Here is a 13,466-nt window from a genome sequence, read left to right as displayed (position 1 = left end):
TCCGTCGTCGGCAGCGTCAGATGTGTATAAGAGACAGGGGCGGAGCGCGGGGCGGTGGGGCGCGGGGGCGTCAGGCGGGTTCGGAGGCGTTCTCGCGCGGGGCGGCGGCGGGAGCGGGGGCCGGGCGCACGGCGGAGGAGGCGAGGAGGGATGCGATGAGCAGCGCGAGGACCAGGAAGAGCGCGTTCAGCAGCCCGAAGTGCTGACCCAGGAAGCCGATGGCGGGCGGGCCGACGAGGAACGCGCAGTACCCGATGATCGCCACGGCGGAGACACGCGCGGCGGGGTTCGCAGCGCCGTCGGCAGCCGCGGACATCCCGAGAGGGAAGCCGAGCGAGACGCCGAGCCCCCACAGCACGGTGCCGATCACGACCAGCCACAGCGGTCCGCCGAGGATGAACAGCACCAGCCCGACCGCGCCCATCCCTGCGGTGATGCGGATGGCGGCCACGCGGCCGATCCGGTCGACGACGGGCCCGCCGGCCACTCGCCCGATGGTCATCGCGGCGACGAAGAAGCCGAAGACGACGGCTCCCATCGAGTTCGACTGGCCGTGCCCGTCCACGACAGCGAGCGAGATCCAGTCGTTCGCCGATCCCTCGCCGAAGGCCATCCCGAGTATCACGACGCCGATCAGGATGAGGCGCCAGTCCGCCCACACGGCCAGCGCCGCCCGCATGCGCTCGCCGAAGGGGATGCGCGGGGCCTCTCCGACCTCGTCGCCGAGGTCGGCCTCCCGCGGGATGAAGCGGATGGCGACGAGGACGGCGACGACGATCATGATCGCGATGATGAGCAGGTGCCACACGACCGCGACGGCGAGCCAGGCAGCGAGCGCCCCGATGCCGGCGCCCACCACCGTGCCGAGGCTGAAACACGCGTGCATCAGGGGCAGCAGCGTCTTGCCGACCTCGCGTTCGACGGCGGTGGCCTCGACGTTCATCATGACGTCGACCATCCCGTTGCCGAACCCGAGCAGGATGAGGCCGACCGCCACGATCGGCACGCTGTGCAAGAGGGAGGAGCCGAGCCCGAGGAGGAGGATGCCCGTGGCGACGATCGCCAGCGCGCCGACCATCCCGCGATGCGGCCCGAAGCGGACGAGCGCGACCGACGACAGCGACAGACCGATGATGGAGCCGATCGACAGCCCGAGGATGAGCAACCCGATCGCCGCGGGGTCCTTTCCGAGGCCGAGGTCGTCGCGGATGCCCGGGATGCGGGCGACCCACGATGCGATCGACAGGCCGGAGAGGATGAAGACGACGAACACGGCGTTCCGCCAGGCGCTGAGCTCACGACGGGAGCGGCGAGGGGTCGAGAACGGCTGGGACATCGGGGTTTTTCCTGTGGGTGTGGTCGGCTCGAATCGTTTCGACTCGAAACGATTCGACTAAGCTATCACACGTGAAAGAACCCAGTACAGCCGTCGCGAGCACGCGGCCCACCCTCGCCGCTGTCGCCCGGCTGGCCGGAGTCTCGAACTCTACCGCGTCCCTCGCCTTCTCGGGCACGGGCCCCGTCTCCGAGGCCACCCGCGAACGCGTCCTCGCCGCAGCGCAGCGGCTCAACTACGCCGGGCCCGACCCGCGCGCCCGCTCCCTGCGCCGCGGCCGCTCCGGCATCGTCGGCGTCGTCATGGAAGAACGGGTGCGGGATGCCTTCCGCGACCCGATCAAGATCGCGCTGCTCGACGGCATCAGCGAAGAGATCGGGGCGATCGATTCAGGCCTCCTCATCCTCACCGATGCAGGGGAGGCCGCCCAGCGCATCGAGGATGCGCCGATGGATGCGGTGGTCCTGATCGGCTGCAGCCCCCGGATGGACGAGTCGGTCGGCATGCTTCGCCGCCGCGGCATCCCGGTCGTCGCCATCGAGGGAGATCCGGCATTCGGGGTTCCGACGATCGGCCAGGACAACCGCGAGGCGACCCGCGTCGCGGCACAGCACCTGCGCGATCTCGGGCACCGCGACGTCGCCGTCGTGACGCTGTCGCTCACCCGGGACCGCGCTCGCGGGCCGCTCACCGTCGAGCGGCTGGCCGCCGGAAGCTCCACCACCGCGGTCGAGCGTCTGGCGGGGGCGCGCGACGTCTTCCCGGACGCCGGCGGGTGGATCACGCGCGGATCCTTCGTCGAGGAGGGCCGCGCAGCGGGCCGCGCGCTCCTCGCCGATGCCCGCACCCGGCCGACCGCCATCATCGCCCAGAGCGACCTTCTCGCCGCCGGCGTCATCCGGGCCGCGGAGGAACTGGGACTGGAGGTCCCCGGGGATGTCAGCGTCGTCGGCTTCGACGGCGTCCGCGTCGACGGGCTCTGGCCCTACGACCTGACAACGCTCGTCCAGCCCGCCGTCGACAAGGGCCGGGCGGCGGGACGCGCGGTGGTGGAGATGCTCGAGGGCGGCGTGCCGCATCCCTCCACCTTCACCAGCGTTTTCCACCAGGGCAACACCACGGCGGCGCCCCGGGTGCCGTAGTCGCCCAGCGCGGCGCTGCGTAGGGTGACGGTATGGATCTCGAAGCCCTCTACCGCGACCTGCACTCCCATCCCGAGCTCGCCTTCACCGAGCACCGCACCGCCGGGATCGTCGCCGGACACCTGACGGACCTCGGTCTCGACGTGCACTCCGGCATCGCGACGACCGGTGTCGTCGGCGTCCTGCGCAACGGCGAGGGGCCGACGGTGCTGCTCCGGGCCGACATGGATGCGCTCCCCGTCCGTGAGCAGACCGGCCTTCCGTGGGCCTCGACCGCGACGGTCGTCGACGAGCACGGGGATGCGGTCCCGCTGATGCATGCGTGCGGGCACGACATCCACGTCACCTGCCTCCTCGGCGCCGTCGAGGCGCTGGCCGCCGCGCGCGCGGAGTGGTCGGGGACGCTGGTCGCCCTCTTCCAGCCTGCCGAGGAGCAGGGCGGAGGCGCACAGGTGATGATCGAGGACGGACTGTACGAGAGGATCCCTGTGCCGGACATCGTGCTGGGCCAGCACGTGGTCCCGCATCCGGCCGGGATGGTGGGTGCGCATCCGGGCGCGGCGCTCGCGGCGGTGGACACGATGGAGGTGACCCTCCACGGCCGCGGCGGTCACGGCTCGCAGCCGGAGACGACCATCGACCCTGTCGTCATGGCGGCGGCCACCGTCATGCGCCTGCAGACGGTCGTCTCGCGGGAGGTCTCGCCGAAGGACATGGCGGTGGTCACCGTCGGCAGCCTCCATGCGGGCACGAAGAACAACATCATCGCGGCGGAGGCGACGCTGGGCATCAGCGTGCGGAGCTTCGACGAGGAGGTGCGCCAGCGGGTCCTGGCCGGTGTGGATCGCATCATCGCGGCCGAGTCGCAGGCGTCCGGCGCGCCGACGGCTCCGGAGATGGAATGGGGCGAGCGCTATCCGGTCACGATGAACGACCCGGAGGCCACGGCCCGGGTGAACGCCGCTTTCGCGGCTGCGTTCGGCGAGGAGCACGTGCTCAGCCCCGGTGCACTGTCCGGCAGCGAGGACGTCGGAAACCTGGCGACGGCCGCCGGTGCTCCGCTGGTGTACTGGCTGCTGGGCGGGAGCGACCCGGAGGCGGTGCGCGCGGCGGTGGCCGCCGGGACGGTCGATCGCGACATCCCGACGAACCACTCGCCGTTCTTCGCCCCGCTGCCGCAGCCGACGATCGACACCGGCGTGCGGGCGCTCGTGGTGGCCGCGCGGGAGTGGCTGCGGTAGTCGTCGGCCGGCCCGACGGCTGAACATTCGTGACGAATGTGGCCCTGGCGCGTGTTGGAGCGGGGATTCGTGACGAATGTTGCCCTGGCGCGCGCGGGAGTGCACATTCGTGACGAATGTCGCGCCCTGGGGCGCGGCGGGGGTCAGACGGTGGCGCCGGCGCGCATCCAGGCCCGTCCGTGCGCGCGGAGGCCGAGGGTCGCCGCCCGGGCGCCGAGGTAGCCGAAGGCGAAGGCCACCGTGAGCGCGGAGAGGCCGGCGAGGTCGCGTCCGCCCCACATCGCCGCTGCCACCGCCAGCGGGACGAAGACGGCCGCGTTGACGAGGCCGGTGAGCGCGAGGTAGCGCGCATCCCCGGCGCCGATGAGCACGCCGTCCAGCACGAAGACGTAGCCGCTGAGCGGGGCTCCGAGTCCGACGATCGCGACGATCGGTGGGAGCAACGCGGCGACGGAGGCGTCGCTCGTGAAGAGCGCACCGACGAACGGGCTGACGGCGACGGTCAGGACGCCGAGGACTGCCCCCGCCCCGACACCCCACCGGAGGCAGCGGCTCAGCACGGCGCGCACACTCGCCAGATCGCCGGAGCCCAGTCCTCTGCCGATGAGCGCCTGCGCGGCGATCGCCAGCGCATCCAGGGCGAATGCGAGCGTTGCGAAGATCGTCAGCGCGACCTGGAACGCCGCAAGTTCGCCCGGCCCGAGCCGCGTCGCGGCGAAGACCGCGAGGAGCATGGCCGCGCGGAGGCTCGCCGTGCGCAGCAGCAGCCAGCCGCCCGCGCGGGCCGTGCGCCCGATCCCCGTCCGGTGGGGGAGCAGGGGAGCGCCGACCCGGCGGGCATGCCGCGCCACGATGACCGCGTAGACGAGCACCATCGCCCATTGAGCCGTCACCGTGCCGAGCGCGGAACCCGCGATCCCGAGGCGCGCCACGTAGATGAACAGGAAGTTCAGCAGGACATTCGCGCCGAACCCGGCGACGGCCACGACCAGGGGCGTCCGGGTGTCCTGCAGGCCGCGCAGCAGCCCGGTCGCGGCGTAGACGATGAGCATGGCCGGGAGGCCGAGCATGGAGAGCGAGAGGTAGCGCGCGGCCTGTTCGGTCACCCCGGGGGAGGCGCCGAACAGCCCGGCAAGGAACGGCGACGTCGCCCATCCCGCCGCGGCGAGGACGATACCCAGCACCAGCGCGAGCCAGCAGCCGTCGACGCCCGCCGCCACGCCACCGCGTTCGTCGCCCGCTCCCAGGCGGCGGGCGACCGCCGGCGTGGTGCTGTACGCCAGGAACACCATGAGGCCGACCACCGTCTGCAGCACCGCGCTCGCGATGCCGAGGCCGGCCAGCGGATCCACCCCGAGGTGACCGACCATCGCCGAGTCGGCGAGCAGGAAGATCGGCTCGGCCACCAGGGCACCCAGGGCCGGGATCGCCAGCCGCAGGATCTCGCGGTCGACCGGGCGATGGGGCGTGAGGTTCACGACGACTTACGCTAGCCCCACCGCGACGCTGTGTCGCACGGAGGGATGTCGGTGGCCGTCCCTACAGTGGACCCATGAGCCACCTGATGCCCGAACCGCTCGCCACCTGGACGTGGCGGCTCGAGCGGGTGCGCAGCGGTCGCACGGTGCTGACACGGGCGCAGGCGGCGACGGCGCGTGCCGATCTGGTGAGCGACCGCTCCGCCCACCCTGGCGAGTACGAGGGGTACGACGACGAGTACGCGGCGACGCTCGACGAGCTCGAGGTGCTGTCGCGGCAGGCGAATCGCAGTGACGACCTCCTGTCGGTGCTCGCTGCCGACCGCCGCCGGGCGGAACGGGAGGGGGTCGCCGGGGATGTGCCCGCGACGACGCACGGGATGGGGCGGGCGCGCGCCTCGCTCGCCGGTGAACACGACCGGGTGCCGAAAGGCCTGCCCGACGCGCTCGACCAGTGGGTGCACCGGCTGATCCGCTACCGCGCAGGCGTCAAGGTCATCTCGCCCCTCGAGGCTGTGCGCGCCGAGATCCGGCTGCGCAACGAGGCCGACCTGAATCCGGCCGCTTATCGCACGGGCGTCGCCGCCGGATACTACGGCCGGGTGATCCGGGAGCTCGGCGAGATCGCAACGGCCGAACGACCCGGCCGACGCGACGTAGGGAGCCGGGTGCGGGGGCTCGGCGAGGTGCTGGTCTGAGGGATGCGGTGGTCCGGCCACCGCGACGGACTCCTCGGCCCTCGTGTCCGGCTGAGCATCGCGCCGGAATGGATGCGCGGCGGCGGCGATCGCACCAGTACCATCGAGCGATACACGTGAGGTGATGGGGGGCGGGCCGTGAGTCCGATCGAGGCGGCGGGAGTGCTGGGGGTGTCGCCGTCCGCGACACGGGACGAGGTGCTGCAGGCGTATGCGGTGCGCGTCAGCGAGGCGGGAGCCGACGAGACGCGACGGGATGCGGTGACGGCTGCACGGGACGCGTTGCTCGCCGCGACATCCTGGCAGCTGCCGGGGCCGCCCGCGCCGGTCGTGCCGCAGCGGGCGCCGAGCGAGCAGCATCAGGTGCCGATTGCTCCGCAGTTGCCGCAGCAGCCCCCGACCACGGCGCAGATCACGCCGTCGTTCGCGCCGCCGCCGCCGTCGCAGCAGCAGCCGGCCGCGCTGCAGCCGCCGTCCGCGCAGCAGCCGCCGTCCGCGCAGCAGCCGCCGTCCGCGCAGCAGCCCATCTTCGCGCAGCCGTCGTTCGCCCCGCCCGCTCCGCGGCATTCCGCATCCCCGGGCGGTCCATACGCGAGCGGGCCCTATCCCGGGGGTCCGTATCCCGGCTACCCTCAGGCTGCTCCGTCCCAGCCCGGCCCTCCCTACGCCGGGCCCGGTGCACCTGGCCCGTGGTACCCGGGGCCGCCGCCGCGTCGCCGCCTTTCGACCGGCGCGATCGTGGGGATCACCGTGGGTGGCATCGCGGGCGGTCTCGTCATCCTGCTGGTGGCGGTGTTCGCGATCGCCGTGATCGGCGACAGCAGCCGTCGCCTGGCCGAGTCGGGGAGCAGCAGTTCGGCACCGTACGCCCCGCCGTCGGACACGCCGTCGTCCAGTCCCTCCGATGGCAGCACCGATCCGGCGACGGAGGACTATGACGTCGACGGCGTCCACGTGCACTACGTCGATGGCTGGACCTTCGAGCTCACTCCGACCCAGTCGTGCGTGGGCGCGACGATCACCGCCGGGTTCGCGGACAGCGTCGACGGCGACACTCTCGATGAGTGGACCGTCACCGCCGACCTGAAGGCCGGCGTGCCGTACGAGCTGACCATTCCGGACAGCGCCTCCACCCACCAGTACGTGGGAATCGACTCGATCGACTGCACCCAGACCTGATCCGGATTCATCCCCAACACAAGATTCACAAATTACTGAATACGGTGTAGCATCCCGTTTCATGGATTCAGTGATCGACGTCGCGGGCCTCGAGAAGAGATTCGGCCGCGTACGTGCTCTTGACGGACTCGACCTGACGGTGACCGCGGGCGAGGTCCACGGCTTCCTCGGTCCCAACGGATCGGGCAAGTCCACGACCATCCGCGTGCTCCTCGGGCTGGCCCGGGCGGACGGCGGCCGGGCGACCGTGTTCGGCGGCGACCCGTGGAGGGATTCCGTCGCCCTGCATCGCCGGCTCGCCTACGTCCCCGGCGACGTGAGCCTCTGGCCCAACCTCTCCGGCGGCGAGGCCATCGACCTGCTCGCCCGCCTTCGCGGCGGCACCGCCGACCGCTCCGGGTACGCCGCCCGCAAGAAGCGGCTCATGGATGTCTTCCAGTTCGACCCGACGAAGAAGGGCCGCGCCTACTCCAAGGGCAACCGGCAGAAGGTCGCGCTCATCGCCGCCTTCGCCACGCCGGCCGACCTCTACATCCTCGACGAACCCACCAGCGGGCTCGACCCGCTCATGGAGGCGGTCTTCGACGCCGAGATCGAGCGCGTCGCGGGCGAGGGAGCGACTGTGCTGCTGTCGAGCCACATCCTGTCCGAGGTGGAACAGCTGTGCGACCGGGTCAGCATCATCCGTGCCGGTCGTACGGTGGAGACGGGAACGCTCGACGAGCTGCGGCACCTGACCCGCACCGAGGTCGCTTTCAGCGCAGACGGCGTGGCCGCCGACGCCCTGTCGCAGCTGCCCGGCGCACACGAGCTTCAGGTGCAGAACGGGCGGGTGCGCTTCACAGCGGACAGCGACGCGCTGCCCCCGCTCCTCGCGGCGCTCTCGCGCGTCCCGGTGAGAGGGCTGACCGTGGCACCGCCGTCCCTCGAGGAGCTGTTCCTGCGGCACTACGGCGACGACCTGTCGGAGGATGCGGCCGCGAGCGAGACAGCGGCGCGGGTCGAGGTGGCGCGATGAGCGCGGCGACCGCCCGGGTCGAGCCGAGGACCCTGCGCGCCCGCACGCCGCGCGTTCGCACCGGTGCGACGCTGCGCGCGCTGATCCGCCAGCGGCTGCGGCGCGACCGCTGGCAGCTGCCGATCTGGCTGCTCTGCATCCCGCTCCTCGCCCTGTTCTCGGCGGGCAGCATCCACCAGACCTTCGGGAGCGACGCGAGCCGGGTCCAGCTGATCCGGCTAGCGATCGCCGACCCCACCATCCTGGTTCTGCGCGGGCTTCCGCAGGGCACGAGCCTCGCCTCGGTCACGTTCTTCGAGATCTTCTCCTTCCTCGCACTGCTCGCCGGCCTGATGAACACGTTTCTGGCGGTGCGCCACTCCCGGGCGGAGGAGGAGTCGGGTCGCGCCGAGCTGATCGCCTCGACCGCAGCCGGCCGGCTACTCCCGACGGCCGCGACGGTCATCTACGCGACCCTCGTCAACGTCGTCCTCGCGGTGCTCACGGCATGCGGGTTCGCCGTCGCCGGTCTCCCGCTCGCCGGGTCGTTCGTGGCGGGCGCGGCGACGGGAGGCGCCGGGCTCGCGTTCTTCGCCGCCGGGCTCCTCCTCGCGCAGGTGTTCAGCACCTCCCGCGGGACCAACGGCTTCTCGTCGGCCGTGGTCGTGCTCGCCTTCCTGCTCCGCGCCATCGGGGATTCGACCGGCACCGTGTTCGGCGACGGCACCCACGTGCGGTCCGCCTGGCCCACCTGGCTGAGCCCGATCGGGTGGGGTGAGCAGTTCGCCCCGTACACCGCCGACGACCTGCGGCCGTTGCTGCTCCAGCTCGGACTGGCGGCGGTGCTCGTGCTGGCGGTCTTCGCCCTGCAGTCCGTCCGCGACACCGGTGCCGGCATCATCCCGGAGCGGGCCGGACGCGCCGACGCCGCCGCGACTCTCGCCGGAACGTTGGGACTGGCCTGGCGGCTGCAGTGGCCGACGGTGCTCGGGTGGGCTCTCGGCGGCGCACTGACCGGCCTCCTCGCCGGCGCCCTCGGCAGTGTCGTCGGCAGCTCGATAGCGAACGACCCGAGCCTCTCGGGCATCCGGGATGCGATCGGGCACATCGGTGCGGGTGGGTCCGGTCCGCTCACCCAGCTCTTCATCTCGGCGATCTTCTCCATCGTGGGTGTCCTGGCCGCCGCGTGTGCGGTGCAGGCGGTGGTCCGCCTGCGCCAGGAGGAAGCCGCTGGGACGGCCGAGCTGCTCCTGGCCACCCCGGTGTCCCGGGCGCGCTGGTTGTTCTCCTTCGTCGTGGTCGGCCTCATCGCGGTCGTGGCCGTGCTGCTCGCCGCGGCCGTCGCCTCCGGTCTGTCGGCCGTCGCTGCCGGAGCGGATGCCTCCACCATCGGCGACTCCTTCGCCGCGGCGATCGCACAGCTGCCGGTCGCCCTCGTCTACCTCGGCGTGCTGACCCTGCTCTTCGTCGTGCTGCCGAGCTGGACCGTACCGGTCGCATGGGCGACGCTCGGCGTGGGGGCGTTCGTGGGCATCTTCGGCGGCCTGATGAACTTCCCCGACGCCATCCGCCACTTGTCGCCGTTCGCCGATGCGCCCGTCGTGGTCGGTTCGGTCGACTGGACAGGGGGATACTGGATGCTCGGCATCACGGCTGCCGCCCTCGTCGGGGCTGCTGCGCTGATCCGCCGACGAGACTTCGCCATCGGATAGCTGGCGCGAACGGAAAGACGGGATGGTCTCCATGGCCAGAGATGAGGCGGCGCTCGCTGAGGTGCTGGAGCATTCGGCTGCCGTCCTGACCGCCGCGGGCTTCCCCAAGATGCCGGCGCGCGTCCTCATGGCCCTCACGGTCACCGAGACGCCGGGGCTCACGGCGGCCGAGCTGGCCGCCCGCCTGGAGGCCAGCCCCGCCGCCATCTCCGGCGCCGTCCGCTACCTCTCGACGCTGGGCATCATCCGTCGCCTCTCTCAGGCGGGAAGCCGCCGCGACCGCTACGAGCTCCCCAGCGACTGGTACTCCCTCATGGTGCGCAACAGCCCGATCTACGGCGTCCTCGCCGAGCAGGCCGAGGCGGGTCTCGCCGCCGTCGGCGATCCGGCTTCGCCGGCCACCGAGAGGCTGTCCGACATGGCCGGCTTCTACCGTTTCATCCAGGTCCGGCTCCCCGAGCTCATCGGCGAGTGGGAGCGGGTGCGCGCCTCGCGCGAGCAGTGACACGGTAGCCGCTGGCCGGTAGCCCGCTGGGCCGCTGGGCGCGACGCCCACCGAACCACCCCTGTAACCGTCCATTCATGCACTGTTCGGTTGACCCCCTGATGGGGGTACGCGAGTGTCGGACGTGGCCCCCGGCCCGCCATCGGTGAGATGCCTTCGTGCTCTCGGGACCGATGAGCGTCTTCTCGGCACCACGGATCCTGAAAGGCACGTGACATGCACGGCACTCCACCCCGGCGTAAACGCTCCGGTCTTCGTCGCATCACCTCGTTCGCCGCGGGGCATCGCATCCTCGCCATCACAGCGGCCGGCTGCGCCCTCGCTCTCCTGGGTGGCGGCGTCGCCACCGCCACGACGCTCGCACTCGGCGACCGGCAGGTGGGGACCGCGTACCCCGACGGCCAGGTCGTCGCCTCCGGCCAGACCCTCCAGCCGATCGGCGATCGCGTGATGACGCCCTTCGGCAAGCTGATGGGCTCGGTCGTCAGCCCCGACGGCCGTTACCTCGCCGGGACGAGCGCCGACCGCTCGGTCGACCTCCAGGTGTTCGATCTGAACAGCTACAAGCCGGTCGCGGCGGCGGGCACTCTCGCGGCGGCCTCCTTCGCCACGGCGGCCACCAACGCGGGCTACGGGAACATGGCGTACCGGAAGATCTCGGACGGCTCGGTCGGCCAGGAGGGCCCGGTCTTCTCGCCCGACGGCAAGTTCCTCTTCGAGCCGGTCGCTACGGGCATCGTCCGCTATCCGTTCAACGCCGACGGGTCGCTCGGCGCGGGCACCACGATCGGCATCCCGACCGTGGGCGGTCTCGAGGCTCTCACGGCCGGGATGACCTTCTCCCCGGACGGCTCGACGCTGTACGCGGCGGTCAACGGGCAGAACACCGTAGTCGCGATCGATCCGGCCGGCGGCAGCATTCTGCGCAGCTTCGCCGTCGGGATCGCACCCCGCCAGCTGACCTTCGCCGGCGGCAAGCTCTACGTCGCCGACGAGGGCGGTCGCCAGGCGGTCGCCGGCGACGCGACGATGGGCTCGTACGGGACGCAGGTTCCGGCGGACACCACGCTGGGCATCTCCACCACCGGTACGGTCAGTGTGATCGACACGGCGGATCCCTCCGCAGCGGTCGCGACCATCCCGGTCCAGCTGCACCCCACGGCGATGCACCTCGACGGCACGACGCTCTACGTCGTCAACACCAACAGCGACACCGTCTCGGTCATCGACACGACCTCAGGCGCGGTCGCCCAGACGATCGCGACGCAGCCCTGGGCGTCCTCCACCACGGGCTACCAGCCGACGGGGATCACCCAGCAGGGCGACCACCTGCTGGTCTCCCTCGGCAGCGCCAATGCGATCGCGGTCTACACCGTCGACCGGAAGGACCCCCGCGACCCGGCCAGCTTCATCGGCCTCCTGCCGACGGACTACTTCCCCGAGAATGTCGCCACGGCAGGGGGCAGGATCGTCGTCACCAACACCCGCGGGATCGACGCGCGCGGCCCGGCGCTGACGTTCAACAAAGGCACCGGTACGACGCCGGCGACCGGGCACGGGACGCACTCGACCACGGCATCCCTCACCCGGTTCACGCTCCCGAGCGACAAGGAGATCCGCGCCTACACCGGCAAGGTGTTCGCGCAGAACGGCTGGGACGGCAAGTCGGTGCTCCAGGCGCAGGGCGACGGCGGCAACGCGCTGAAGGCCATACCGAAGCGGGTCGGCGACCCCTCGGCGATCAAGCACGTGTTCCTGCTCGTCAAGGAGAACCGCAGCTACGACCAGCTGTACGGCGACATGAAGCAGGGCAACGGGGATGCGTCCCTCGCCCAGTTCGGCGCCAAAGTGACGCCCAACCAGCATGCTCTCGCCAGCCAGTTCGGACTCTACGACAACACGTACGACATCGGGACGAACTCCGCCGAAGGCCACAACTGGCTCATGCAGGGCGACAACACGGCCTACACCGAGACCAGCGCCGGCGAGTACACCCGCTCGTACGACACGGAAGAGGATGTGCTCGGCCACCAGCGGTCCGGCTTCCTCTGGAACTCGGTCCAGAGCGCGGGCAAATCGGCGAAGAACTTCGGCGAGTTCGAGTACGGCGAGGGCAAGCCGGCCGGTGCCACCTGGCAGCAGTACTACTGCACCGCGAAGGATGTGATGAGCGGCGGCGACCCGTCGAAGCTGTTCGATCCGTCGCTGCAGCTGCACGCGAGCTCCGCCATCCCGTCCCTGAACGCGATCACCGACCCCAATGCCGCGCCGTTCGACTTGGCCGTGCCGGACATCTACCGGTACGAGACGTGGAAGCAGGACTTCGAGAAGAACGGCCCGGCCAACTTCAACATGGTCTGGCTCTCCAGCGACCACACCGGTGGGACCGCAGACCCGGAGGCCCAGGTCGCCGACAACGACCTCGCCGTCGGCAAGATCGTCGACGAGATCTCGCACTCGCCGTACTGGAAGGATTCGGCGATCTTCGTTGCCGAGGACGACACGCAGGACGGCGCGGACCACGTCGACGGCCACCGCGCCCCGGTGCAGGTGATCAGCCCCTACGCGGTCCACGGCAAGACGGTCAGCACCTTCTACTCGCAGATCAACATGATCCGGACGATCGAGCAGATCCTGGGCGCCCAGCCGCTGAACCAGAAGATCGCGGCGGCGACCCCGATGGAGGATGCCTTCACAGACAAGGCCGACCTCACCCCGTACACCGCCGTGGCGAACACGGTGCCGCTCACCGAGGGCGTCGTCACCGCGCCGGCCTGCGGCTACGACACGCTCGGAGCCACGGGACCGCAGGCGGATGCCGTGAACAAGGCCGCAGCGAAGGCGGCCGAGATCCCCGCGGCCGAGCAGGCGACGGCGGCGAAGTGGCAGAAGTGGGCCGAGAAGCAGCACTTCACCGGAACGGCGAAGCACGCGGCGATCCCGGACTACGACAACCCGCAGCTGATGAACCGCTGGACCTGGTATCAGACGCACCACTGGACCTCGCCCTACCCGGGCGACGCGAAGATCTATGGCCCGGATGACGTGCCGGGCATCCCGGCCGGCGCCACCGGCGACGGCGACTGACCTCCGCTCGCCGAACACACGACGGCCCCGGCGCACACGCGTCGGGGCCGTCGGGTGTTCCCTGGCTCGGCGCTCGGCGCCCGACCGGGAC

The 13,466-nt window shown here is 71.3% G+C and carries 10 protein-coding genes; 8 read left to right on the top strand and 2 right to left on the bottom strand.

Annotated elements, in window-relative coordinates:
- Positions 1-70: 70 nt before the first annotated feature.
- On the bottom strand, positions 71-1,336 hold the full coding sequence (locus ACPYOG_RS08865; RefSeq protein ID WP_481293868.1) for an MFS transporter: 1,266 nt from the start codon (positions 1,334-1,336) through the stop codon (positions 71-73).
- Between the two features lie 71 nt (positions 1,337-1,407).
- Here ACPYOG_RS08865 and ACPYOG_RS08860 point away from each other — a divergent pair, with 71 nt between their 5' ends.
- Complete coding sequence (locus ACPYOG_RS08860) at positions 1,408-2,478, top strand: LacI family DNA-binding transcriptional regulator (protein WP_481293867.1); 1,071 nt, start codon at positions 1,408-1,410, stop codon at positions 2,476-2,478.
- A gap of 32 nt (positions 2,479-2,510) precedes the next feature.
- On the top strand, positions 2,511-3,719 hold the full coding sequence (locus ACPYOG_RS08855) for an amidohydrolase (RefSeq protein ID WP_481293866.1): 1,209 nt from the start codon (positions 2,511-2,513) through the stop codon (positions 3,717-3,719).
- 143 nt (positions 3,720-3,862) lie between these two features.
- On the opposite strand, the gene ACPYOG_RS08850 is transcribed toward ACPYOG_RS08855, so the two are convergent.
- Complete coding sequence (locus ACPYOG_RS08850) at positions 3,863-5,197, bottom strand: MATE family efflux transporter (RefSeq protein ID WP_481293865.1); 1,335 nt, start codon at positions 5,195-5,197, stop codon at positions 3,863-3,865.
- Between the two features lie 74 nt (positions 5,198-5,271).
- Here ACPYOG_RS08850 and ACPYOG_RS08845 point away from each other — a divergent pair, with 74 nt between their 5' ends.
- From ACPYOG_RS08845 to ACPYOG_RS08820, 6 genes are all read left to right on the top strand, one after another.
- The gene (locus ACPYOG_RS08845; RefSeq protein WP_481293864.1) at positions 5,272-5,895 is read left to right on the top strand and encodes a hypothetical protein; all 624 of its coding nucleotides are present in this window, start codon (positions 5,272-5,274) and stop codon (positions 5,893-5,895) included.
- A 138-nt stretch (positions 5,896-6,033) separates the two neighbouring features.
- Complete coding sequence (locus ACPYOG_RS08840) at positions 6,034-7,074, top strand: hypothetical protein (RefSeq protein WP_481293863.1); 1,041 nt, start codon at positions 6,034-6,036, stop codon at positions 7,072-7,074.
- A gap of 61 nt (positions 7,075-7,135) precedes the next feature.
- Positions 7,136-8,092, top strand: a complete 957-nt coding sequence (locus ACPYOG_RS08835; protein ID WP_481293862.1) for an ABC transporter ATP-binding protein — start codon at positions 7,136-7,138, stop codon at positions 8,090-8,092.
- The gene (locus ACPYOG_RS08830) at positions 8,089-9,783 is read left to right on the top strand and encodes an ABC transporter permease (RefSeq protein WP_481293861.1); all 1,695 of its coding nucleotides are present in this window, start codon (positions 8,089-8,091) and stop codon (positions 9,781-9,783) included. The genes ACPYOG_RS08835 and ACPYOG_RS08830 overlap by 4 nt, the downstream gene beginning before the upstream one ends.
- Before the next feature lie 31 nt (positions 9,784-9,814).
- A complete protein-coding gene (locus ACPYOG_RS08825) occupies positions 9,815-10,288 on the top strand; it encodes a GbsR/MarR family transcriptional regulator (protein ID WP_481293860.1) in 474 nt (157 codons plus the stop codon).
- A 216-nt stretch (positions 10,289-10,504) separates the two neighbouring features.
- Positions 10,505-13,375, top strand: coding sequence for an alkaline phosphatase family protein (locus ACPYOG_RS08820; protein ID WP_481293859.1), 2,871 nt, complete (start codon positions 10,505-10,507; stop codon positions 13,373-13,375).
- Positions 13,376-13,466 lie beyond the last annotated feature (91 nt).

It is taken from the genome of Leifsonia sp. HAY1-4F, assembly GCF_056755275.1.
The sequence above is the reverse complement of the archived record's forward strand: the minus strand, read 5'-3'. Positions and strand labels throughout refer to the sequence as shown.